The following is a 23,595-nucleotide window of genomic DNA, read 5'->3' on the forward strand; positions in this document are numbered from 1 at the left end:
CGTCAGCCCTCGTCCCACTCGTACATCACGATGTCGCCCGTCTCGCGCCCACTCAGCGCGGAATAGAGAGCGCGCGCCTCCACGTTGTCGCCCTCCGTCGCCACCCAGATCGCCGCGCAGCCCCGGTCGCGCGCAAGGTCCCTGATCCGCTCGACCAGCCGGCGGCCGATGCCCTGCCTGCGATAATCGGCATGGACCGAGACCTCGTTGACGAAGAACGCGGTCGGCTTGTCGGGATGCATCAGTACCGTGCCAGACACGAAACCGACCACCTCGCCCCGATCCAGCGCCACGACGATCTCGTTCACCCGCGTGGCCAGGAACCCGTAGGCCCACCCCGGGTCCACGGGATTGTCGAAGGTGCCGGGGCGGACCCGGTCGAGGACATGCGCCTCCTCTGGACCGAGATTGCGAATGGTGATTGGGTTCGGGGACATGGTTAACGACGTAAGGGCAAGGTCACGGTGAAACTTAGCGATATCGACGTGATTGTCACGGCTCCTCCCGCACCGGGCTGGGGCGGGCGCTACTGGATCCTCGTGAAGCTGACCACCGACACCGGACTTACCGGCTGGGGCGAGTGCTATGCCTCGACCGTGGGGCCGCAGGCGATGACCGCCGTCATCCGCGACGTCTTCGCCCGGCACGTCGAGGGCGAAAACCCCGAGAACGTCGAGATGATGTTCCGGCGGGTCTATTCCTCCGGCTTCACGCAGCGACCCGATCCGACCGTCATCGGCGCCTTCTCGGGTATCGAAATCGCCTGCTGGGACATTCTCGGCAAGGACCGCGACCGCCCGGTCTGGGCTCTGATGGGCGGGCGGATGAACGACCGCGTTCGCGCCTACACCTATCTCTACCCGATGGACAAGCACCCCCTCCCGGCCTTCTGGGGCGACGCCGACATGGCGGCCGAGGCGGCGCTCGACCTCGTCGGCAAGGGGTGGACGGCGCTGAAGTTCGATCCCGCCGGGCCCTACACCGTCCGCGGCGGGCACCAGCCGTCGCTTTTCGACGTCGAGACCAGTGCCGCCTTTTGCACCACGCTCCGCAGAGCGGTCGGGCCGCGCGCCGACCTGCTCTTCGGCACGCATGGCCAGTTCACCGCCTCGGGTGCGATCCGGCTGGCGCGCGCGATTGTCGCCGCCGATCCGCTCTGGTTCGAGGAGCCGGTGCCGCCCGACGACTGGGAAGGTCTGGCGAAGGTCGCCCGTGCCACGTCGATCCCCGTAGCCACGGGCGAACGGCTCACCACGAAGGCTGAGTTTGCCCTGGCCCTGCGCGCGGGCGCATCGATCCTGCAACCCGCGCTAGGCCGCGCGGGCGGTCTGTGGGAGGGAAAGAAGATCGCCGTCCTCGCCGAAGCTGCCGGCGCCCAGATCGCGCCGCATCTTTACGCCGGGCCGGTCGAATGGGCGGCGAACATCCACCTCGCCGTCACCTGCCCGAACCTCCTCATGGCCGAGACGATAGAGACGCCCTTCCACGACGCGCTCATCAAGGGTGCGATCCGGGTCGAGGACGGCCACATCGCCGCGCCCGAGGCACCGGGGCTCGGGATCGAGGTCGACGAGGCGCTCGCCCGCGCCCATCCCTACGAGGGCGACGGCCTGCATCTCCAGATGCAAGAGGCGCCAATTTCCCATGCCGCCCCGAACCTGTTCGAAGGCGGCGCGCCGGTGAAGCGCGCCTGACTCTTCTTCTGTCGAAAAATACTCCGGAGGGGGCCGGGAGAGGCGGCGCCTCCCCCTCCCCGCTCACTGACCGAGCATCCGGCGGTGAACCGAAAACGCCTCGTCGAGATCGTCGAACCAGGCCGCGCGCCCCTCTTCCAGGACGACGCCCGATTGGCAGACCCGGCGCAGGAAGCCCGCGCTGTGCGACACGACCACGGCGCCCGCATGGCGCAGACGGTCCGCCAGGGCTTCCTCGCATCGTGTCCGGAACTCGGCGTCGCCGACGGCGGTGACCTCGTCGATCAGGTAGGTGTCGAAGGCGATACCCATGGACAGCGCGAAGCCCAGGCGCGCACGCATCCCCTGGCTGTAGCCGCGGACCGGAAGCGCCAGCTTCTCGCCAAGCCCAGAAAACCCGCGGACCGCATCGACCAGCACGTCGCTGTCGACGCCGTAGAGCCGCGCGACGAAGCGGACATTCTGCACACCCGTGAGGTCGCCGTGGAAACTGCCCGCGAAGCCCACCGGCCAGGACACCGTTCCCGCGATCTCGATGCGCCCCGATGCCGGCTTCAGCGTCCCGGCGATCATCCGCAGCAGCGTCGATTTCCCCGCCCCGTTCCGTCCCAGGAGAGCCACTGAGGCGCCCGCGGGGAACGCAAGGCTCAACCGGTCCGCGACGACGGTCTCGACGCCGCCCGAGTGGAAGGACTTCGAAACCTCGTGGAGACGGATCATCGCCGGTCGCGGATCGAATAATAGAGAAGGACGACGACGCCCCAGCCCGAGAGAAGGAAGAAGGCGAGCGCCGCGAGAAGGACCTCCTTGCGCGGAAACTCGGAGGCTTCCGCCGTGGTGGGGCGGATGTAGGCGGCAAGGTAGCGGCTCTTGCGCCGCGCCTCGGCCAGCGCCTGGTCATAGGCCGCAAGGGCGACCGTATAGGCCTCCTCGGCGAACTGACGATCCACGGCGAGCCGTTCGTATTCGGCCAGAAGCGTGGCATAGTCCTGCCCGCTTTCGCCCGTACCCACGCCAAGCTTGCGCCGCTCCTCCGCGATGCGCGCCTCGATGACGCGGATGCGCAGGTCGGCCTGCTGGATGCGGGGGTCGCTGTCCCGCGTGCTGTCGCGCAGAAGATCCGCCGCGATCAGCGCTTCGGCGAGTTGCGTCTCGAGCGTCGACAGAAGGCCCATCTGCCCCTGAAGGTCGGCGGTCGGATCGACGATCTGCGTGCGCGAACGGTACTCCGTGACCGCCTCGCGCGCCGCCTTCAGCCTTTCGACGGCGCGGGCAAGCTCAACCTCGGCAAAGGCGATGGTGTCGGCGCGCGCAATGGCGGACAGATCCTCGACCAGCCTCGCGCTTTCGTCGAATACGGCCGTGGTGATGCGCCTCGCGTCCTCGGGCGTGAAGGCCAGGGCGCGGACCTCTATCAACTCGGTCGACGTGTCGTAGGTGACCCGTACCATGCGGCGCCAGAAGTCGCGCAGATCCTCGACGGTGCCCGACGCCTCGTGCGCGAAGACCGGATCGTCGTCCGGCTGCGACCACAGCGTCGACAGCCCGATCTGCGCCTCGAGCGTCTCGACGATCTCCTGGCTCTGAATGAATTCATAGAGGATGTCGCTGTCCGAGCTGCCCGACGAGGAGATGTCGGCGATGCCGCCGAAAAGCTCTATCGGCGAGGCGACCTCTTCCTTCCTCACCGAAAACCCGACGGTCGAGGCGTATTGGTCGGCGGCGACCCACCAGAGATACCATGCCGCCAGCCCGAGGGGGAGCGCGACCGTGGCGAGAAACAGCGTGGCAAGCCCATAGTGTCGAGCCCGCGCCCGCAACGGCGGCGCCGGCTGCGGCAGAAGCGTCAGGCGCGGAGCGCCCAGGTCGGCGAGGGAGCTGTCAGGGGCGGCCATGTGCAGCACCTCGTTCACGGATTGGAAAGGAATGCAGCCTATCGACGGGGCGCCTGATCAGGGGGGCCCATTGATCCGTACCGCACAGGACACCGCCCTTGCCGCGCGCCCTCCGCGCCACCGGACCGCGCGCGCCATCTTCGCCCTCGTGCTGCGCGAGATGTCGACGACCTATGGCCGGTCTCCGGGCGGCTACCTCTGGGCCGTGGCCGAGCCCGTGGCCGCCATTGCCCTTCTGTCCTTCGCCTTCTCGCTCGCCTTCCGGGCGCCCTCTCTCGGCGACAGCTTTCCGCTGTTCTACGCCACGGGCTACCTGCCCTACATGCTGTTCCACGACACCGCGGGACGTGTCGCCACGGCGGTTCGCTTTTCCAAGCCGCTGATGAACTTCGGCGCCGTCACCTGGGCCGACATCCTTCTGGCGCGCTTCCTTCTGTCCGTCTTCACCCATGTCGTGATCGCGATCCTCATCCTCGTGGCCCTGATGCCGCTTGCCGACCTGTCCTATGTCGCGGACCCCCTGAGCCTCGCCGGCGCGATGGCCATGGCTGCGCTTCTCGCCCTCGGGGTTGGAAGCCTGAACGCCTACCTCTTCCTGGCCTTCCCCGCATGGGAAAGGGTGTGGACGGTCCTGACCCGCCCCCTTTTCATCGTCTCGGGCATCTTTTTCCTGTTCGAGGATGTACCGCACGAATACCGCGACCTTCTCTGGTTCAATCCGTTGTTCCACGTCACGGGCGCCATGCGGGCGGGCATCTATGCCACCTATGAGGGCGCCCATGTCTCGCCCGCCTTCGTTTGCGCGACCAGCCTCGGCCTTCTCGTCCTGGGCCTTCTCCTGATGTCGCGTCACGCCAGCGGACTGGTCCACAAATGACGCGCATTCTTAAGGAAATCGTTAACCACGATGCCCTGGGACGCTCGGTCCCGTTGGCCGAGGAGACGGGACCCGAGCACGTCCGCATCCTCCTCGGGCTCCACGACGGCGCAGCCACGCTCGGCGCGCAACTGGGGAGCATCGCCGCGCAGGACCATACGGACTGGTCGCTGATCCTTTCGGACGACGGTAGCCGGGACGACTGGCGGCCGCTGGTGACCGCCTTCGCCGAACGCCGGGCGCCGGGCCGAACTTTCGTCATGCAGGGGCCAAATGCCGGCTTCGCACGGAATTTTCTCGGCCTCGCCCGTGCAGCAGGGCCACTGGTGCCCTATGCCGCCTTCTGCGATCAGGACGACGTCTGGACACCCTGCAAGCTGGCCCGGGCAATCTCGGCGCTGCGAGAGGTGCCCGAGGGCCGTCCCGGCCTCTATTGCAGCCGCACCCTGATCTGCGGTCCGGACCTCGCGCCGCTCCGGCTGTCGCCTGCGTTTCTCCGGCCGCCCGCTTTCCAGAACGCGATGACGCAGAATATCGCGGGCGGAAACACGATGGTGATGAACCGCGCCGCGCTCGATCTCGTGCAGGACACCGCGTCAATGGCCTCGGGCGTCGTGGCACACGACTGGTGGACCTACCAGATCGTCACCGGCGCCGGCGGCGAGGTTCTCTACGACAGCCTGCCCACGGTCCACTACCGCCAGCACGCCTCAAACCTGATCGGAGCGAACGACACGCTGGCCGCGGGGTTGAGGCGGGTCGCGGGCGTCCTGTCGGGCCGATATCGCGACTGGAACGGCACGAACATCGCCGCGCTAAGGCGTGCGGGTTACCTGTTGACGCCCGATGCGAAAGCGACGCTCGACCGCTTCGCCGATGCTAGGCGCGGATCCCTACCCAAGCGTCTCAAGGCCCTGCGTGCGTCGGGCGTCTATCGCCAGCGCCGCCGCGGCACTGCGGCGCTTTGGCTTGCCGCCGTCGGCGGCCGCCTCTAGCACGCGCTTTTCCTTTCGCGACCGGCGGAATCCCGCTAGAACCCGACGGATTCGAGTTCATTTGGTGGTGTCATGGCTGCGAAGACCAAACCCACGACCCAGGCGCCCGCCCTGGACGCGGCGCGGCAACAATCGCGGCACTTCCTGAGCTACGCATTTCTCTTCAGCGTCTTCGTCAACATACTGATGCTGACCGGCCCGCTCTTCATGCTCCAGGTCTATGACCGTGTGCTGGGCTCGCGGTCGGAAGAGACGCTCGTCGCACTCCTGATCCTCGTCATCATGCTCTACGGGCTGATGTGGCTTCTGGACTTCGCGCGCTCCCGGCTCGTGGCGCGCTACGGCGCGCGGTTCCAGTCGGCTCTCGACGACCGCGTCTTCCGCGCCCAGATCCTCCAGAGGCAAGGGGCGTCGACACCCGAGGCGCTGTCGGCCAGCCGGGACCTCGAGGCGATCCAGGCCTATTACGCCTCCCCCGCCTTCACCGCGCTGATGGACCTGCCGTTCACGCCGCTCTTTCTCGGTGCGATCTTCGTCTTTCACAGCTGGCTCGGCTGGTTCGCCGTCGCAGGCGGACTTGTCCTCGTCGCGATCACGGTCCTGACCCAGGTTCTGACGTCCGAGCGCGTGCGCGATGCTCAGGCGACCTCCGAGGCCGCGCACCGCTTCGGCGAGAACGCCCGCCGCGCCAGCGAAATCATCCGCAGCCAGGGCATGATGGACCCGGTGGCCGAGCGCTGGATGGCCCGACGCGTCGCGGCGCTGTCGCAGAACATGTCGGCGGTGGACTGGACCTCCAGCTTCTCGACCTTCACGCGCGCCTTCCGCCTGGCACTTCAGTCCTTCGTCCTCGCACTGGGCGCCTGGCTCGTGCTGCGGGGCGAAATGACGGCGGGCGCGATGATCGCGGGCTCCATCCTCCTTGGCCGTGCCCTGTCGCCCATCGAGCAGCTTCTCGCCCGCTGGCCGCAGGTCGCGAGGGCGCGTCAGGGCCGCAAGTCGCTCGCCGCCTTCCTGGAGGCGACGCCCGAGCCCGAAAAGCGCACCCGCCTGCCCCGTCCCGAGGGTCGTATCGAAGCCAAGGGCGTCACCGTCACGCGCGGACCGGGACGTCACTGCTCTACAACGTCAGCTTCGCGCTGGCGCCCGGAGAGGCGCTCGGCGTCATCGGTCGCAGCGGGTCCGGCAAGACCACCATCGCCAAGACGCTTCTCGGCCTGATCGAGCCCAACGTGGGCGAGGTTCGGCTCGGCGGCGCGCTTCTGTCGCACTACGATCCCGCCGACCTTGGGGCCTACGTCGGCTACCTGCCGCAGGAGCCGACGCTGATCTCGGGAAGCATCGCCGAGAACATCGCGCGGATGTCGCTTCGGCCCGACAGCGACAAGATCGTGGCGGCGGCAATGAAGGCGCAGGCTCACGAGTTGATCCTGAACCTGCCTGACGGCTACGAGACGCGCGTCGAGGACAACACCGTCGGTCTTTCGGGCGGCCAGCGTCAGCGTATCGCTCTAGCGCGCGCGCTTTACGGCGATCCTGTCCTCCTGGTCCTGGACGAGCCCAACTCGGCCCTCGATCTCGAGGGGACCGAGGCCCTGAACGCCGCCATCCGCGCCATGAAGGCCGAGGGGCGCTCGGTCATCGTCATGACGCACCGTCCGATGGCGATCTCGGAGTGCGACCGTCTCATGGTCATCGAGGCGGGATGCGTGAAGGCCGACGGCCCGCGCGACGAGATCGTCCGCTCGATGATGAAGAACGCGGGCGACATTCAGCGCACCCTCGCGCGGACGGGAGAGATCACGTGACCGAGGCTCCCCGCTACAGCGCGCGCCTGCCGCTCTTCGTCGGCTTTCTTGCGCTGGCCCTCCTGGTCGGCGGCGTCGGCTGGTGGAGCGGGCAGACCCGTATTGCTGGCGCGGTCATCGCCAGCGGCATGATCGTTCTCGAAAGCAACCGGCAGGTCGTTCAGCACGCCGAGGGCGGCACCGTGGGCGAAATCGCCGCCCGCGACGGCGACCGCGTGCAGGCCGGCGACCTTCTGATCCGGCTGGACGACACCCTGCTCAAGTCCGAACTGAACGTGATCGAGACGCAGCTCGTCGAGATCCGCGCCCGCCGCGCCCGTCTCGAAGCCGAACGCGACGGCAAGGACGCGATCGTCTTCCCGGCCGACCTTCTGGTCCAGGCCGAAGCCGCTCCGGGGGCCGCCGAGCAGGTCGAGGGCCAGCGCAGTCTTTTCGTCGCAAGGCGCGACACGCTGGAAAAGGAGCTGGGACAGCTCGCCGAGCGCATTGCCCAGACCGGCAACCAGATCGAAGGCGCCGAAGCCCAGCTTGCGGCGCTCGCCACGCAGGAGGAACTGATCCGCGAGGAGCTGACCGACCAGGAGACGCTTCTCGAGAAGGGGCTCGTGCAGATGCAGCGTGTGACCGCACTCCGGCGGGAAGCTGCGCGTCTGGCGGGCGAGATCGGACGGCTGACATCGGACGCGGCACAATTCCGCGGCCAGATCGCGGGCCTCGAGATCGAAAAGCTGAAGCTGGAAACCGCCCGGCGCGAGGAAGCGATCGTGACGCTGCGCGACCTCCAGTTCCGCGAGCTGGAGTTGACGGAACAGCGCGTGGGCCTTCTGGAACGCATGGCGCGGCTCGAACTTCGGGCGCCGGTGTCGGGCGCCGTCTACGGCTCGACCGTCTTCGCGGTGAAGTCGGTGATCCAGCCCGCAGAGGCACTGATGTACGTCATCCCGCAGGACCAGCCCCTTGTCGTGTCGGCGCGGGTCGAGGCGATCCACATCGACCAGATACACGTCGGGCAGGACGCGACCCTTCGGTTCACCGCCTTCAACCAGCGCCAGACGCCCGAGATCGAGGGCCGTGTCACGGACGTCTCGGCCGACGTGTTCACGGACGAGGTGACGGGGATCAACTATTATCGCGTCGAGGTCGTGCCAGACGAAACTGACCTCCTCAAGCTGGAAAGCCAGGAACTGCTGCCGGGCATGCCCGTCGAGGCATACCTGAGAACCGACGAGCGCACGCCGCTCTCCTATCTCATGAAGCCCGTCACCGACTATTTCGACCGCGCGATGCGCGAAGGTTGAGCCTCAGCGCGCGGGTTCGAGACGCGTGACGCCAGGCGTGACCTCTGCGCCCCGCGACGCCTTGACCGCGCGCAGGCGCCGTTCCGACAGCCTGATCGGGATGAGCCGCGAGAAGGTGCGCCACAGGATGACGAGGTTGAGCCAGGGGCCGCGCCGGTCCCGGTAGAGCAGGTCGAGCCGTGCCTTCACGGGAATGCAGCGGCGGCGATAGACGGCTTCCGTCTCTGCGGCAGAACGGCAGGCGGACAGAAGCCGTTCTTCCCGCGCGTGAAGCATGACGGTAGCGAGACCCGTGATGCCGGGCGGCGTGTCAGCGAGGATCGCCGCGTATAGGGACGGATAGGCGTCGACATAGCGACGAGCTGGCGGACGCGGTCCGATGAAGCGCATGTCGCCCCTGAGCACGTTGAAAATTTGCGGCAACTCATCCAGCCGCAGGCGGCGAAGCCAGAGACCGAGCGGCGTGATGCGCGCCATCTGGTGCCCGCCAAGCGCACCAAGCTCGGCCGCCGGGTCGGGCGGATGCATGGTGCGGACCTTGAACAGGGTGAAGGCCGCGTCGCGCGACTTCATCCGTTCGGACGCGAAGATGAAGGGCCGTCCCTGAAGCGGAACGACCACCACGAAAAGCACCGCCAGAACTACCAGAACCACCGGAAGGAGGAGGGCGGCGACGACCTGATCGAGGTTGATTCGGACGGGCATGACGACCCCACCTTGAGGTTCCGATTCGGAACTTGCGGAAACGGACTCGAGCTACGACGGTGTCTGTTTCCCAGAAAGCGGTAAGCAAACCCTTAGCGGCGATCCTCGCCTCGGGCCGTGATGAACGATGCCTTAACTCATCCGCGCCAGAAGCTTGGGGATGCAGCTGAGACGCCTCCGCTCGATTCCCCGGATGTCGTGCCGGGTCATGGCATGCCTGCTCGACCGCCGTGCGACGCTCGCTCGACAGGGGCCTCTGCCGTTGCAGGGGGCTGTAGGTGTCATCGGCGAGGTGACGTGGCGGCGGCGCAGCGTGGTCGTGCGCGGCTGGACGCACAGCGCTGATCTGGGCCTGGGGTTCGATGACCGCGTGCCGCTTCCGGCGGGGCCCGGAAGCTTCGTTCTGGACCTCGTGCGCCCGGCGCGTCGGGCGAACCTCTTCGTGCGGGCGGGGGACGGCCTGGCCTGCCACGTCCTGACAGCGCCAAGCCGGCTCCACGAACTCTCTGCTCTCCTCCGCGCGCTGCCAGAAGCCCTTGTCGAGGTCGCTCGCGAATGGCGCGCCTTGGTCCGTTTCCTCGGGACGGGCGACCCGACGGCTTCGGCTCGCTTGCGTCACAGGTTCGGGCTGATGTCCGACGCGATACAGGTCCCGGCGTTTCCCACCGACTTCTTTAAGGGGGACGACCGCACCTATCCGATCGCGCGCTGCCCAGTGGTCGTGATCCCCGTCCACGATGCGGCGGAGGACCTGGCGCGCCTCGTCGCCGTGCTGCCCTCCTCGCTTCCCGCCGACGCGCGGGTCGTCGTGGTCGATGACGGGTCGACCGACCCGCGCATCGCGCGTCTCCTCGCCGAACTCGGCGCCGTCCTCGGAGACCGGCTCGCTGTTCTCCGTCACGACCGAAGCTACGGGTTCGTCGCCGCCGCCAACGCCGGTCTGTCCCACGCGACGGCGACCGGCACAGGCCACGCCGTCCTCCTGAACAGCGACACGATTCCGCCGCCCGACTGACTGCCGCGCCTCCTCGCCCCGATCGAGGCCGAACCCCAGGTCGCAAGCGTCACGCCCCTGTCGACGAACGCCGAAATCCTGACCGTCCCCGCCCCGGGCGTCGTCACCGAGCCAGACGTGTCCCTGATCGAAGCGATGGACGGCGCGGCGCGGCGCATCGCATCCCGTCACGCCTCATGCGAGGTGCCGACGGGCGTCGGGTTCTGCATGGCGATGAACCGGCGCTTTCTCGACAGCGTCGGGCTGTTCGACCCGGCCTTCGGGCGGGGATACGGCGAAGAGGTCGACTGGTGCCGTCGAGCGCGCGCGGCGGGCGGGCGAAACGTCGCGGCCCTGAACCTTGTCGTCGGTCACAGGGGCGGCGCGAGCTTCGGGTCCGAGGAAAAGCAAAGACGCATCCGCGCCGCCGGACTCGTGATTTCATCGCGCTGGCCGGACTACGACGCCGCGGTGCGGGACTGGAGCGCCGCCGATCCCGTCGCCCTGCACCGGATGGCGGTGTCGATGGCATGGCTCGATCACGCGTCATCGGCTCCGGTGCCGGTCTTCCTCGGACACGCCTTCGGGGGCGGAGCCGACCGCGCCCTGTCCGACGAGGTGGCGCAGGCTCTGGTCGACGGTCCGGGTGCGCTGGTCCTGCGTGCGGGTCTTGGATCCGGGTGGCGGGTCGAGATGCACCGCGCCGACCGGATCGAACGCGCGGATGCCGGGACGTCAGAGGCCGTCGAGGCTCTCCTCGCCCCCCTCGCGCGCCGTCGCGTGGTTTACTCCTGCGGCGTCGGCGCGTCGGATCCGGCCTCTGTCCCGCGCCTCCTGTCGTGTCTGACCCGACGGGGCGACATCCTCGAGTTGCGCCTGCACGACTTTTTCCCCGTCAGCCCGTCGTGGAACCTTCTTGACAGTGATGGCGTCCACCGCGGCCTGCCGCCCGAGACCAGTCTCGATCCGGCGCACAGTTGCCCGAAACTGGAAGGCCGACCGCACCTGTCGCTTGCCGACTGGCAAAGGCTCTGGCGTCCCGTCGTCGCGCGTGCCGACCGCATCGTCGCCTATTCGACCTCGACCGCGCGACTGTTCGATCAGGCCTATCCGGGCGCCGCACGTCGCACCGAGATCGTGCCGCATCGGCTGTGCGGCCTGCCCCAGCGCCTGCCTGCGGGCGGCGGGGCCATCGGCGTCCTGGGCGGCATCAACCTCGCCAAGGGCGCGCGTGTGCTGGAAGCCCTCGCCCGCCGCCTGCCTCAAGGACCGCGCATCGTGGTCCTGGGCGAGATGGACGGCCAGTTTCGCCTGCCACGACCGCACCTCGTCCACGGCCGCTACGAGCGCGCACGGATTGGCGCTTTGGCCCGTGCTTATGACATCGGCGCATGGGTCATCCCCTCGGTCTGCCCCGAGACCTTCTCCTTCTCGACGCACGAGGCCCTTGCGACCGGGCTTCCCGTCCTCTGCTTCGGGCTGGGCGCGCAGGCCGAAGCCCTGCGCCATGCGCCGAACGGCATCGTCGTGGACGGATCACCTGGCGATGCAGACGCGCTTCTCGCCGCGCTGTCGACCTGCCTGCCGGGGCTCAAAGGCTGAGGACGTCGCGGTCCGCGCCATGCGCCTGGATCGTCGTCCAGAGCTCGGCCTTCGCGTTGATTCCGTGGCGGCGGAGATAGCTGTAGTAGGATCCGCCCGACTGGTCGACGGGACGCTCGTGCGTCGCCCGCACATCGTCGAGGACGGCGACGCGCCCGCCCCTGTCCCTCACGATCCGCCCCCAGGCCAGGTCGAGCCCGAAGCCCGACACCGAGGCGTCGAAGGTGGGCGAGATCCACTCCAGCGCGCGATGCGAGACGACGGGCATCATGATCTCGACCGCCGTCACCTCGCGCGGGCCACGCTGCCCCTCGCAGGCGAAAAGCTGGGGCCAGTTGCATGACGACTGGGGTGTCAGGGTCATCTGGGCGAGGTCGAGCACGTGCACCCGGCACGCCTCGAAGAGCGCGTTCAGCTCATCGACCCCGACCGACACGTCGTCGTCCAGGAAGAGGACATGCTCGTAGGGCGAAAGACAGGACCGATAGCGTCTCCAGAACATCCACATGGCGGTGAACTTCGTGCCCTTCTGGAACATCGCCATGTCCCCGAACCCCGGCCGAAAGCCTCGTGCATCATAGTAGTTGACCAGAAGGTCCCAGGTCCGCCCTTCTCCCGACCAGTCGCGCGCCACGGCGCCCGCCCCGGCTTGAAGGACGACGAGCGCGCGCTTCGGCGTCGCGGGCGGCCTCATGCGGTGCGCCAGAGGCGAAATCGCGTCAAGAAATGCGCTCTGCCGGCGACGCAGATCGTCCGGACCGTCGTAGACGCCAAGCGAAGGGCCGCGCAGCCCGGCGAGGATCATCTCGTAGGCCCGCGTCGGATCGGAAAGGCCCGTCGCATCGAGGTATCGCCTCATGTCGACAAAGGGCGACGGATCGCGGCCTTCCGCCCTGCCCCGGTCAAGGTAATGCAGGTAAGGTGCCGCGTGCGAGGTCCAGTCCGGGTTCTGCCAGGCATACCAGTCAGTTGCGAAGAAGGGCGTCGGATCCAGACGCTGCGCCAGACCATGCGACAGGTAGTGCGAAGCGAGGTCCGCAGGCGTCCCCGTTACTTGCCGCATGAGATGATCGCGGTCGATCGGCACCTCGTCCGGCACAACGCCCCGCGGCCTGGTACGGGCCGCGATCACGATCCGCTCCGGCGCGCGGCCTCCAGCCGTTCGATCTTCTCCGCCATGTGGAAAACGGCGCGGGTCAGCATCGCGATCTCGTCCGACCTCTGTTTCGCCTCGCTTTCGACCCTGACATCGGGCACGCGCGGCGGCGCGAACAGGGGGCCAGGCGCGTCAGGCAGGAAACGCGCCCGAAGGGCTTCGTTGTCCTCGGCATAGCGCGACAGGATGCGGTGCCGGGTATCTAGGTCCAGAAGCGACGAGGCCGACCCCTGCTTCAGCGCACGGCTCCCGAGAAGCCGCACCATCACCTCGTAGAAGCGATTGTCGTGCTGGCCGCCGAACAGGTCCCGGGCACGGTGCGCCAGGCGCGCGAGCGCCTCGTCGAACGACGGGTTCGCCGCCCGTGCCAAAGGCTTCAGACCCTCGGCCGACAGGCCGGTGACGTCCAGGAAATCGGTCACGATGTCGTGGCCCGCAAGTCGGTCGCGCACGAAGGGGCGCACGGTAATCCGGTCGTCCCCGAAGGCTTCCGCCCAAGGCAGGATCATGTTGTACCAGCAGGCCACGCGGCCGACCCGGTCGGCGAGAAAGGCTTCGAGGGTGTCGTAAAGCTTCAGGTACCACTGCTGCCAACTCGACAGCAAGAAGTCGTCCTGCCGGCGCACGTAGAACACAATCCGCACAAGGCGCTCCTGCGTGACGCGGGCGAGCAGGGGCGCCAGGCCCGGGTGGTTGCACATGTTCTCGGCCGAGAGGATCACGCGGGCCGCGCCCCTTTTGTCCGCGTCCGACAGAAGCGCTTCGATCCGACTGGGAAGGCCGGGCGTCTCGATCCCGCCTGCGACGCCGTCCTCGAAGGCCCAGATCTGTTCGCCCGTCACCTCCGACACGAAGTCGAGCGCCTTGCCCGGCACCAGGACGCCCCTCTCGGCCAGCGCCGCGGCGTTCTGCTTCAGGAACGCCTGTATCGCCGAGCTGCCGCATTTCGCGCCGCCGATGTGAAGGGTGACCTCTGCCCTATTCGCCCGCGACACCGATGAGCCCTCCCCGCAAGAGCCCGCGCAGCTCCTCGATTTCGGCCCGCGCGCTGTCCAGCTCCTGGCGCAGCCAACTTGTTTCTTCGGCGCGAGCGCCAAGCGCCGCTCCGCGCATCTCGGCCTGCGCCATGTCGTAGCGGCGCGAGAAAAGCTCGGCCGAAAGCTCCCCCATCCGCTGGAAATGCTCGGCCAGCAGAACGGCGACCGACGGATCCGCGGCGGCGCGCGCGACCGAGAGAAGCGCGGGCGGCGGCGCCTTGCCCGCCAGCACCGCGCCGAGACCCTGCGCGTGCCGGAACTCCAGCGTCGGAGCGCGGCCCTTGATCTCTTCCCACAGCCGCCAGACGCCGAAACCCGCTTCGTGCGCGGCGATGTCGTGGATCAGCATCACGCCGCGGTCGGACAGTTTGGGCCACCAGGCGTCCAGCGCCCTACGCGCTGGCTCCAACCCGCGCAGGCCGTCGAGGTGCAGAAGGTCGATCGAGCCGTCGTCGAAACGGTGCAGAGCCGTCTCGGGCGCCATGCGCAGGATCGCGGCGCGGTCGGCATATTTGCGCGCGAGGTAGACGAAATCCTCGTACGCGCCCGCGAAGTCGGCCTCGCGCTGGGGTTCGACGGCCCAGGTCGACACCGCGACGGCCCCTGCGTCCTCGCCCAGCGTCGTCATCGCCTGCATGGCCGCAAAGAAGCTCGTTCCGCGCATCGTGCCCACCTCGACGAAGCGGCGCGGACGCAGAAGGCCGACCAGCGCGAACATGAACGGGACGTGCCCTGACCAGTCGTCGGGCACGAGGTCCGCGATGTTGTCGTAGGACGGCCGCAGAAGGGCTCCCAGCGCGTCGGCCTCCAGCACCGCGCGCAATGCCGGAAGGTCGGGCAGACGGCTGTATTCAGCCTGGTCGGACGCTCGCACGAGCCGCGAACCTTCGGTCCTTAGACAAGTCGCGCCCGGTCGATCTTCGGTCGCGACGTCCCTGTCGTCGATCGCGTGAAGAGACATCAGCGTCTCGGCCAATCCGCGGCGCCGCACAGGGGGGTGATCGGAGAGGTCGGCCTGCGCAACCGTCAGGGTCTCGACGCGGAACCCCTCAGCCAGAAGCTCGGCCTGCGTCAACGAGACCAGCGTCGGTTTTTCCTCGCTGTACCTGTCCGCCAGCGCGTTCAGATGCGCGGGCGTCAGGCTGGCGCCGGTGATCGCCTGGTGCATCTGCATCCAGTGCGTCCCCTGGCCCGCATCGCGGCGACGCCCGATCCGGCGATAGGCCGCCACGCCCTGGCTCAGTTTCAGCAGGATCTGCTCGACCGACCGCACCGGGACATGAAGAAGCGGAAAATCGGCGTCGAACACCGGCACTTCGACACCGTTCAGCGTCTCGACCAGTGCATGGTTGCCCTGTGCGACGACGGTCCTGTCGAGCGCCACGCGCGATGGCTGGAACGCGATCTTGCGGAACTGGCTGGGGGCGGGCGGGACAAGGACGCTGATGCCGGACGACAGGTCGGCCTCACCCTCCCAGTAGGTCTCTGGGATAAGGTTCCGCCAGCGCATCGAGATCGCGGGACAACCGGTGAAGGGAGCAAGCGCGCGTTCGAAATCGGCGCGCGTCGCGAAGGGCAGGAATTCGTCGGCGTCCAGCAGGAAAACCCAGTCGGCAGCGCGGATCTGAGGACGGTCGCGGACGACGTGAGTCATGGTGACCGACTGGATGTAGGACGGCTCGTCCAGCGTCAGGACCTCGACCCGGCGGTTCCGCAGCGCGAGGTCCGCGAGAAACGCCTCCGACCCGTCGTCAGAGCGATGATCGACGATCACGATGTCGTCGAAGAGCGCCAGCAGATGCGACGCGAAGCTGCGCAGGATATCGGCCTCGTTTCGCACCATCGCGACGGCGGCGAGCCTGGGGCGGACGCAGGGCTCGCCCGCAGCATGTCTCCGGACCGTCGAGGCGAAGATCCGGCGGCCTTCGCCACAGCCCGTCAGGACGTAGTGCGCGAAGGGGTTCAGCCCTGCCTCCGCCACGTCGGCGTGGGCCCTCAGATAGGGCTCGGTCGCGAACCATGGCGCCGGGTCGCGCCGCTGGTACCAGCCCGGCCCCATGAAATGCGCGAAGGCGTCCGCCTCCCTCAGGTCCGGGTTGGCGGCGCGGTAGAAGTCCTCGTCGAAGGCCTGCCGGACCCGTTCCAGCGCTTCGCTGCCAAGCGCTTCGGCCGTGCCCGTCTGGCGCCCGTGGGCATCGCGCGCGACGCGGCCTTCCTGCCGGCCGAAGCGAAGGTAATGCAGCAAGGCGTTGATCCCCGCCTCGCGGACATCGGGATAGGCGTCGAGATAGGCTGACGTGCAGAACGCCGGACCGGGATCGTGGCCCCTCGCCGCGCCCACGCGCAGGAAATGCGACAGCGCGCGGGCCTCTCCCCCCGCCTCGGGATAGCGGCTTGCGTACCAGGCGGCGTCCCAGAAGCCCGAGGTGCGGACCAGACGCTCTTGGTCGAGGACACGCAGACCGCCGTCGAGGAACCGCGACAGCACCGTCACAGCCCGAAGTCGAAGTCGGAGAGGTCGAGCGTGCCGGTAAAGCCGGCGAGGATGATGGTCTCGTCCCCCGCGCCGATGGTTGTCGAGCCGCCCGTGGCGATCGTCAGGTCTCCGATGCCGGACAGGCCTGCGACGCCCGACAGGTCGATCACGTCGAGGCCCTGCTGGAAGTCATTGATGCGGTCCGTCCCTGTCCCGTCCGAAAAGACGAAGCGATCTGCGCCCGCGCCGCCGAGGAGGACGTCGTCGCCCCCCGGTCCGCCCGACAGGGTGTCGTTGCCATCGTTGCCGAAGATCGTGTCGTTCCCCATCCCGCCCGTGAAGGCGTCGTGACCCCCGTTGGCCCAGAGGAACAAGGAACCGGTCTGGCCCGAGGCGTCGACCGTTTCGGACCCGCCCGCGCCGTCGATCCGCTCGATCCCTGCCCAGGTGCCGTCGACGGTCAGCGTCAGCCCGGCCTTGATGATGACGACGCGGTCATAGCCGCTCCCGCCGTCCGCGACGCGGTCGGTGGCATCGGCGAGATAGAACCAGTCGTCGCCCGCGCCGCCCTCGAACACATCCGCGCCTGCGTCGCCCCAGATGTTGTCGTTGCCGCCGCCGCCGCGCAGCGTGTCGTCGCCCGCATTTCCGAACAGCAGGTCCGCCCCGCCCGTGCCCGTCACGAGGTCGTGGCCCGCGCCCGCGTTGATCGACATGCCCGACGACAGGGATGAGCCATCGAGGGTGTCGTTGCCGCCGGTCAGCGTCAGCCGTTCCACCCCGCTCCACCCGGTCAGGGTCAGCGAGATCGACGCGATTCCCGCCTCTATCCGCGCACGGTCCAGACCGTCACCCCCGATGACCACGTCGCCGTCCTGCGAGACGAAGAACACGTCGTCGCCCGCGCCGCCGTCCATCGTGTCCGCGCCCGCGTCGCCGACCAGGACATCGACGCCGCCGCCGCCCGACAGGCTGTCGTTGCCCGCGCCGCCGAAGACCTGGTCGTTGCCCGACCCACCGATCAGCGTGTCGCCGCCGTCGCCGCCCTGAAGCCGGATCGCGGTCGTCACGCTCGACGCGTCGATGCGGTCCGCGCCCGCGCTTCCATCGACCCGCTCGACCCCGCTCCATGTCGCCAGGTCGACATTGAGGCTCGAGGCGACCAGCGTCGCGCGGTCGAAATCGGCTCCGCCGATGACCACGTCGCCCGCATCGTCCACATAGAAATAGTCGTTGCCCTGCCCGCCCTCCATCCGGTCGGCGCCGGCATTTCCGAAAAGAAAATCTCGTTTCGCCCCGCCGATGAGCGTGTCGTCGCCCGCACCGCCCTCAAGCGTGTCCTCTTCGTCGCCGCCGGTGAGGCTGTCGTTCCCGTCCTGCCCGAGCATCTTCAGCGCGATGCCGTATCCTGCGGCGTTGATCGTATCGTCGCCCGTGCCGCCATCGACACGCTCGACCCCCGTCCATGCGGCGAGGCTGATCGACAGCCCCTGCGCGGAGGAGACCAGCACACGGTCGCTGCCGGCACCGCCCTCGACCACGTCCAGCGCGGAATCGACGAGGATCAGGTCGTTGCCGTCGCCGCCCGCCAGCGTGTCCGCGCCGGAGCCGCCGTTGAGGGTGTCGTTGCCCGTCCCCGCCTCCAGCCGGTCGTCGCCGGCCGCACCGGACAGGCTGTCGTCGCCGTCGCCGGAGAGAAGGCGGTTGGCGGAGCTACTGCCCGTCATAGTGACCGAGATGTCGCCCAGAAGCGTGTAGTTCTCGATCCCCGCCAAGGTATCGACACCGACCGTCGGCTGTTCGACGACATAGCGAAGCCCGGTCGCGAGGTTGACGGACACCGAGAAGACACGCGACGCCATTCCGCGCAGATCCTCGACCACCGTATCGATCCCGAGACCGCCGTCGACCGAATCCGACCCGCCCGTCAGCCCGGGCGCCAGCCAGATCGTGTCGTCGTCAGCGCCGCCGTCGACGGTGTCGTCACCCTCGCCGTCGAAGATCAGGTCGTTTCCCGGCCCGCCGAAGATCAGGTCGTTGCCGATCCCCGCGAAGATCGTGTCGTTGCCGGATCCGCCGTTGAGAGTGTCGTTGCTCATGCCCGTGCCGGTGCCCATACGCCCGGTCCGGGTTCTCGCCAATCTTCGTTAAGACGGGGTTACCGCCTCCGCGATCAGCGCCTTCTGCTGGCGGAGGCAGTGGGCCAGCGCATAGCGGCGCACGACCGTTTCGCGCGCCGCATTCCGAAGGCCCTGCACCCGGTCGCGCGCCGCCAGGGCCGCGACGATCCGGTCCGCCATCGCGCCCGTGTCGAAGAAGTCGACCAGCCACCCGTTCCGGCCGTCCTCGATCACTTCCTCGACCGGTGGCGTGGCCGAACCGAGGACGAAGGCGCCGGCCGCCATAGCCTCCAGCATCGACCACGACAGAACGAAGGGATAGGTCAGGTAGAGGTGTACCGACGAAACCCGCAAGAGGTCGAGGTAGGCGTTATACGGGATGCGCCCCGTGAAGCTCACTCGTTCGGGCAGCGGGCCTGTTTCGGCCAGCATCGCGTCGCGCCACGACCCGCCGCCCCTGGGGCGCGCGCCATAGCTCACCTCGTCGCCGCCCACGATCACCACTCTCGCCTCGGGCCTGCCCTCCAGCACGCGGGGCAGCGCCCGCATGAAGCTGTGGAAGCCGCGATAGGGCTCGAGGTTGCGCGACACGTAGGTCAGGACCTCGTCCCCTCGTGTCAGCGTGGTTCCGTCCGGCAGCGTGAACGAAGCGCCGGGATCGGGCCGCACGCGGTCCACGTCGATCCCGTCGTGGATCACCCGGATCTTGCCGTGATAGGCTGCAGGGAACTGCGCCTTCTGCCATTCCGTCGGCGCATAGGCGAAGTCGGCGGCGTCGATGGCCAGAAGATGCTGCGCGTTCCGCGCCCGCGCCCGCAAAAGCGCGTCCGGCCCGGTCGCGAATTCGGGATCGAAGCCCACGTCCGACCCCGACCCGTTGTAATAGAACTCGGACAGCGAGATCAGGGGCCGGTCGGGCCAGACGTCCTTGAGAAACAGCGTCTCGCCCCAGCCCGGGTTGCCGATCATCGCGTCAGGGCTCCAGCCCTGACCCTTGAGGGTGAAGGCGACCCGCGCGACCGCCTGTCCGTTCAGTACCGCCGCCTCGGTCCCGGCGAGATAGGGATGGACCTTTGGCGTCACCGCGCGGTGCGGCTCGTACTCCAGCCGCTTCACGCCCGCCGGCGTCTGTTTGTCCTTCTGCCCGATGAACACCACCTCGTGCCCCTCGGCGGCAAGCGCGGGCGCGATGTGCCGGAACTGCCCCGGGCAATTCTGGTGGACGAAGAGGATCCTCATGCGGCGGGTGTACTCGAAAAGTGCGACACGCGAACCCCCAGAGAGAAGCCCGGGATGACGCGGGCTGCCTTGGCCAGTCCGAGGACTCGACCCCTAGCGACGGCTTTGGACCTTGTCCACCGGGCGGGCCGCTCCTCCGGCGGTCCAATCCTACGGTAGACCTTTGCAGCCGCGTCGGTTTATCCTCCCATCCCACTCGCTTCGCGTCCGACCAGACGTTGACCATCTCAGAATTTCCCCCTTTGTGCGGAGGAAGTCACAATGACGGCATTCATCATGGGGCAGATGGAAATTCACAGCCGGGACTGGATGGAAGAATACTTCGCCAGGATCCCCGAGTTGGTGACCCGGCACGTGGGCAAGTTCGTCGTGCGCGGCGGCGACCCGACACGCACGGAGGGAGACAGCCCGGCGCCTGACGCCGCCTTCATACTCGAGTTCCCTGACCGAGCACATGCTGAGGCATTCTGGAATTCGAAGGAGTTTCAGACTCTCGCCACCCTGCGGCGGTCTGGTTCGACCCTCGACTCCATTCTTGTCGACGCGCTCGATTAGGTCTCCGTCCGCCTCTGCCGCCCTGCGGCCGTTCAGGGGCAGGGCGATGCTGCGTGCTGGTGCGAAATGGCGCGCGCAACGACCGCTTCCGGAAAGCCGCACGCGACGTGGGCTGCAGGGTGAAGGGCAGGTTCGGGCCGACGACGGCGCGTGAACCGATGCTCGAGCCGGGGCCTTTACACGACTTCAACGGGCGTCGCTAAACTGCGGACTGGTGCCTTTTGCTCTTGGTTAGCGTCGCGCTTCTTCGGCCGGGAAGCACTAGATCAACGGCCAGGCCTCCCAAGGCGTCGGATGATCCGAGAGTCACAGAGCCGCCGTAGGCATCGGCCAATTCCTGCGTGATGGAAAGGCCAAGACCGGTTCCCGGCTTGGCTAGGTCGAGGCGTCCCCCCGGCTTGAGTGCCTCAAGTCGAAGTTGCGGCTCTATGCCCGGGCCATCGTCTTCAACACGTATTCTGACGTCACTTCCCTCGTCGCTGACCGAAATAACGACGCGCGACCGGCACCATTTGATCGCGTTTTCCATGACATTGCCGAGCATCTCTTCAAAATCCTGCTGCTCGACAGAGATGCAGGATGCGGTGCAAGTGCTGACCGAGAGGTCTACGCCATCTCCCTCTGGCGCGGCTTTGAAGAGCCGCTCGAGGCGCCGCAACGAGTTCGTCACGTCTGTCCGAGCGTGAGCGGTTTGGGCAGCGTTTATCGCTGTCAGCCGCGCAAGCGAGCGGACGATCTGCGCATCGATGCGATCCAGTGCATGAAGGGCATCGGAAGCGTTGGCGCTGCGCGACAGCGTGATGAGTTCATTTCTCAGCGCGGCGGACGGCGTTTTCAGGGCGTGCGCGAGGTCTGCAACCTGCCGCCGCCCGCGCGCCACGATCTCGCGGTTCTTTCGAAGCAGTTCGTTGACGTCCGCGACCAGGGGGGCGACCTCGCTGGGATACTTGTCCGGTTCGATCGCCTCGCCGGCCACCCAGCGTTCGGTGACGTCACGCTGCAACTGCCTGATCGGCTGCACCACGTTGGAGACGAGCGCCACGGCCCCGAGAATGACGAACAGACCGACGAAACCGAAGGAGAAACCCACGTTCTTGCGCATCTCCTGCCGATCGGTCTCGAACGCGGCAAGAGTTTCTGCGACCGACACGACCCACTCGGAGCCGTCCCCGAGCAGAATCTTCTGGCTCACTCCTCGCACCGGGCCATTTGGGCCCCTGCCTTGCCAGAGCGAGGGTTCGTCAGCTGTGCCGAGCGGCATCGTCAGCGTGGCGTCAAAAAGCGACCTCGAGGCAAAGAACCCGCCGGGTCCCTCGACTTGCCAATAGCGCCCCGAATAAGGCCGGCTATAGGCCGGATCGGTGAGGAAAGGTCCGATTTCATTCGGCGAGTTCGTATTCGACAATGCTGCGACGACCTGCAGGTGCCTGTCGCGGAGAGCCTCCTGGAAACGCTGGGCGGCCATGCCGTCGAAGACCGAGAACAGTGCAAATGTGCCCGTGAAGAGGACAACCAGGGCCCATACAAGCCCGCCGACGATTGCGCGCCGCTGTAGGGAGCGCATCAGTCGACTTCGATCATGTACCCGTGACCACGGGATGTGACGATCATGTCCCTGCCGAGTTTGTTGCGAAGCCGATTGACGAAGACGGCGATCGTATTGGAGTCCTTGTCTCCATCGTACTCGTAGATGTGCTCGGACAGTTCGGTGCGCGAGACGTTTCGCCCGGCCCTGTGAAAAAGGTACGACAAGACGGCAAGTTCGCCTGCCGTCAGGCTGACGGTCTCGCCGTTCACGGTGACCCTGTTGGTCCTCGTGTCCAGCGTCACGGGCCCTTTCTCGAACACCGGACTGGCAACGCCTGCGCGACGGCGAAGCATGGCTCGAACGCGTGCGGAAAGTTCTGGCAGGTGGAAGGGTTTGCTCAGGTAGTCGTCGGCCCCGGCATCAAGTCCATCCACGCGATCCGACCAACTGTTTCGCGCGGTCAGGATCAGCACCGGCGTGTCTATCTTGTCCTGTCGCCAGCTCTTCAGGACGGAGATGCCGTCTCGCTCCGGCAGTCCGATGTCCAGGATCACGACGTCGTAGGGCTCGTTGGCGCCAAGATAGAGCGCCTCTTCCCCGGTGCTGGCCGTGTCGACCGCCCGTCCCTCCTCGCAGAGGGCGCCCTTTATCTGGGCACTGAGCACCGCATCGTCTTCGGCCAGAAGAATTCTCATTGGAGTCGGCTACAGGTCAAATTTGACCAAAGAATGTCAGGCGATCCCGACCTCAGGGACGGCCCCTGTCACCGGAATTGCCGCCTCCCGAGTTACCGCCCCCCGAGTTTCCGCCTCCGGAGCTGCCGCCTCTTCCGGTTCCTCCGGAGTTGTGGGTTTCGGCAGGAGAGCCGCCGCCAATGACGCCTGCGGCCGAGTTGCTCATTCCGCCGCCAGCCTGGGTGCTCGGCAGATCTCCGTCGCTTGCAGCCGCCGCGTTCTTGCTCGCCGCCATGACCTCTTTCGCCTTCGAGGACTTGCTACTCAGAAGCCGGCCGACGCGAGCATCGATGATGACCGCCACAAGCTGCCCGTCAGGACGCTTGGCAATGATGCGGTAGTAGATCTTGTCGTCGGCGAAAGCGCGAACATCGACAAGATCGCCGTCGAGGCGGGCCTTGGTCATGGCCCATGCTTCCGAGAGTCCGATCGCAACACCCGATTGCACGCTCGCGCGCAACTCGTTCTGTCCCATCTCCCGCATTTCGGCCATCGCCGCAGAGCAGGGGACGCCAGCAAGAACGGCGACAAGGAGCATGAAGCGTTTCATTGAAGCCTTCTTACGATCTTCGAGATGAACCCAGCATGAACGCGCGTCAGGAATCAGGCAGAAAGCGTTCCATTTATGGAGTGTGGCCGAACGGACGCCACAGCGTGAACCGTTCCGCGCGCAGCCCACAGGTCCATCTAATCGGCTGTTATTGCTTTATATTTCATCGTTCATCGTGGGTTTAACTACGAAAGGTTAAGAGTTTGGTCGGCGCCGGAGGGTCTAGGTCCCAACGAAAACTCCGCCTCCGGCTGCCACCGTATCGTACGAGTTCTTTGAAGCCGTCGCTTCGTCACGAGTCGCATGTGCCACTGGAAGGGGCTGTTCCAAGG

21 protein-coding genes are annotated in these 23,595 nt (G+C 67.3%); 9 read left to right on the forward strand and 12 right to left on the reverse strand.

Annotated elements, in window-relative coordinates:
- Positions 1 to 2: 2 nt before the first annotated feature.
- Entirely contained in the window at positions 3 to 437 is a 435-nt protein-coding gene (locus tag EF888_RS17690) for a GNAT family N-acetyltransferase (RefSeq protein WP_109759542.1), read from the reverse strand.
- A gap of 27 nt (positions 438 to 464) precedes the next feature.
- Here EF888_RS17690 and EF888_RS17695 point away from each other — a divergent pair, with 27 nt between their 5' ends.
- Positions 465 to 1,694: a mandelate racemase/muconate lactonizing enzyme family protein gene (locus tag EF888_RS17695; RefSeq protein WP_109759541.1), complete on the forward strand. Its 1,230-nt coding sequence runs from the start codon at positions 465 to 467 to the stop codon at positions 1,692 to 1,694.
- A 63-nt stretch (positions 1,695 to 1,757) separates the two neighbouring features.
- On the opposite strand, the gene EF888_RS17700 is transcribed toward EF888_RS17695, so the two are convergent.
- Both EF888_RS17700 and EF888_RS17705 read right to left on the reverse strand, forming a co-directional pair.
- Complete coding sequence (locus EF888_RS17700; RefSeq protein ID WP_109759540.1) at positions 1,758 to 2,414, reverse strand: ABC transporter ATP-binding protein; 657 nt, start codon at positions 2,412 to 2,414, stop codon at positions 1,758 to 1,760.
- Positions 2,411 to 3,589, reverse strand: coding sequence for a KpsE/RkpR family capsule polysaccharide export protein (locus EF888_RS17705; protein ID WP_241239722.1), 1,179 nt, complete (start codon positions 3,587 to 3,589; stop codon positions 2,411 to 2,413). The genes EF888_RS17700 and EF888_RS17705 overlap by 4 nt, the downstream gene beginning before the upstream one ends.
- Before the next feature lie 70 nt (positions 3,590 to 3,659).
- Here EF888_RS17705 and EF888_RS17710 point away from each other — a divergent pair, with 70 nt between their 5' ends.
- From EF888_RS17710 to EF888_RS17725, 5 genes are all read left to right on the forward strand, one after another.
- Positions 3,660 to 4,466: an ABC transporter permease gene (locus EF888_RS17710; RefSeq protein ID WP_241239723.1), complete on the forward strand. Its 807-nt coding sequence runs from the start codon at positions 3,660 to 3,662 to the stop codon at positions 4,464 to 4,466.
- Entirely contained in the window at positions 4,463 to 5,461 is a 999-nt protein-coding gene (locus tag EF888_RS17715) for a glycosyltransferase (RefSeq protein WP_241239724.1), read from the forward strand. Before EF888_RS17710 ends, EF888_RS17715 begins: the two co-directional genes overlap by 4 nt.
- 72 nt (positions 5,462 to 5,533) lie before the next feature.
- A complete protein-coding gene (locus EF888_RS17720) occupies positions 5,534 to 6,682 on the forward strand; it encodes an ABC transporter transmembrane domain-containing protein (protein WP_241239725.1) in 1,149 nt (382 codons plus the stop codon).
- Positions 6,628 to 7,269, forward strand: coding sequence for an ATP-binding cassette domain-containing protein (locus EF888_RS22360; RefSeq protein ID WP_241239917.1), 642 nt, complete (start codon positions 6,628 to 6,630; stop codon positions 7,267 to 7,269). The genes EF888_RS17720 and EF888_RS22360 overlap by 55 nt, the downstream gene beginning before the upstream one ends.
- The gene (locus EF888_RS17725) at positions 7,266 to 8,567 is read left to right on the forward strand and encodes an HlyD family type I secretion periplasmic adaptor subunit (RefSeq protein ID WP_241239726.1); all 1,302 of its coding nucleotides are present in this window, start codon (positions 7,266 to 7,268) and stop codon (positions 8,565 to 8,567) included. Before EF888_RS22360 ends, EF888_RS17725 begins: the two co-directional genes overlap by 4 nt.
- A gap of 3 nt (positions 8,568 to 8,570) precedes the next feature.
- Here EF888_RS17725 and EF888_RS17730 read toward each other — a convergent pair whose 3' ends face one another.
- Positions 8,571 to 9,272 carry a sugar transferase gene (locus EF888_RS17730; RefSeq protein ID WP_109759537.1) on the reverse strand — a complete coding sequence of 234 codons (702 nt, stop codon included), beginning with the start codon at positions 9,270 to 9,272 and terminating at the stop codon, positions 8,571 to 8,573.
- 160 nt (positions 9,273 to 9,432) lie between these two features.
- Between EF888_RS17730 and EF888_RS17735 the strand changes: the two genes are divergently transcribed.
- Both EF888_RS17735 and EF888_RS17740 read left to right on the forward strand, forming a co-directional pair.
- The gene (locus EF888_RS17735) at positions 9,433 to 10,287 is read left to right on the forward strand and encodes a glycosyltransferase family 2 protein (RefSeq protein WP_109759536.1); all 855 of its coding nucleotides are present in this window, start codon (positions 9,433 to 9,435) and stop codon (positions 10,285 to 10,287) included.
- A 117-nt stretch (positions 10,288 to 10,404) separates the two neighbouring features.
- Positions 10,405 to 11,868, forward strand: a complete 1,464-nt coding sequence (locus EF888_RS17740) for a glycosyltransferase (protein WP_109759535.1) — start codon at positions 10,405 to 10,407, stop codon at positions 11,866 to 11,868.
- On the opposite strand, the gene EF888_RS17745 is transcribed toward EF888_RS17740, so the two are convergent.
- Genes EF888_RS17745 through EF888_RS17765 form a run of 5 tightly spaced genes read right to left on the reverse strand, consistent with a single transcriptional unit; the run spans position 11,858 to position 19,896 of the window.
- On the reverse strand, positions 11,858 to 13,000 hold the full coding sequence (locus EF888_RS17745) for a hypothetical protein (protein WP_109759534.1): 1,143 nt from the start codon (positions 12,998 to 13,000) through the stop codon (positions 11,858 to 11,860). The two genes, EF888_RS17740 and EF888_RS17745, sit on opposite strands and share 11 nt — an antisense overlap.
- Positions 12,997 to 14,019: a hypothetical protein gene (locus EF888_RS17750; protein WP_109759533.1), complete on the reverse strand. Its 1,023-nt coding sequence runs from the start codon at positions 14,017 to 14,019 to the stop codon at positions 12,997 to 12,999. The genes EF888_RS17745 and EF888_RS17750 overlap by 4 nt, the downstream gene beginning before the upstream one ends.
- On the reverse strand, positions 14,003 to 16,555 hold the full coding sequence (locus EF888_RS17755; RefSeq protein ID WP_164721748.1) for a class I SAM-dependent methyltransferase: 2,553 nt from the start codon (positions 16,553 to 16,555) through the stop codon (positions 14,003 to 14,005). Before EF888_RS17755 ends, EF888_RS17750 begins: the two co-directional genes overlap by 17 nt.
- On the reverse strand, positions 16,552 to 18,636 hold the full coding sequence (locus tag EF888_RS17760) for a calcium-binding protein (RefSeq protein ID WP_164721749.1): 2,085 nt from the start codon (positions 18,634 to 18,636) through the stop codon (positions 16,552 to 16,554). Before EF888_RS17760 ends, EF888_RS17755 begins: the two co-directional genes overlap by 4 nt.
- A 48-nt stretch (positions 18,637 to 18,684) precedes the next feature.
- Positions 18,685 to 19,896: a glycosyltransferase family 4 protein gene (locus EF888_RS17765; RefSeq protein ID WP_109759530.1), complete on the reverse strand. Its 1,212-nt coding sequence runs from the start codon at positions 19,894 to 19,896 to the stop codon at positions 18,685 to 18,687.
- Positions 19,897 to 20,157: 261 nt separating this feature from the next.
- Here EF888_RS17765 and EF888_RS17770 point away from each other — a divergent pair, with 261 nt between their 5' ends.
- On the forward strand, positions 20,158 to 20,451 hold the full coding sequence (locus EF888_RS17770) for a DUF1330 domain-containing protein (RefSeq protein WP_109759529.1): 294 nt from the start codon (positions 20,158 to 20,160) through the stop codon (positions 20,449 to 20,451).
- Positions 20,452 to 20,650: 199 nt separating this feature from the next.
- Here EF888_RS17770 and EF888_RS17775 read toward each other — a convergent pair whose 3' ends face one another.
- Genes EF888_RS17775 through EF888_RS17785 form a run of 3 tightly spaced genes read right to left on the reverse strand, consistent with a single transcriptional unit; the run spans position 20,651 to position 23,263 of the window.
- A complete protein-coding gene (locus EF888_RS17775; RefSeq protein WP_109759528.1) occupies positions 20,651 to 22,015 on the reverse strand; it encodes an ATP-binding protein in 1,365 nt (454 codons plus the stop codon).
- Positions 22,015 to 22,674, reverse strand: a complete 660-nt coding sequence (locus EF888_RS17780) for a response regulator (RefSeq protein ID WP_109759527.1) — start codon at positions 22,672 to 22,674, stop codon at positions 22,015 to 22,017. The genes EF888_RS17775 and EF888_RS17780 overlap by 1 nt, the downstream gene beginning before the upstream one ends.
- Positions 22,675 to 22,726: 52 nt before the next feature.
- Positions 22,727 to 23,263: a PepSY domain-containing protein gene (locus tag EF888_RS17785; protein ID WP_109759526.1), complete on the reverse strand. Its 537-nt coding sequence runs from the start codon at positions 23,261 to 23,263 to the stop codon at positions 22,727 to 22,729.
- Between the last annotated feature and the right edge of the window lie 332 nt (positions 23,264 to 23,595).

Origin of the sequence: Silicimonas algicola, assembly GCF_003970735.1 — a bacterium.
Taxonomy (GTDB): Bacteria; Pseudomonadota; Alphaproteobacteria; order Rhodobacterales; family Rhodobacteraceae; genus Silicimonas; species Silicimonas algicola.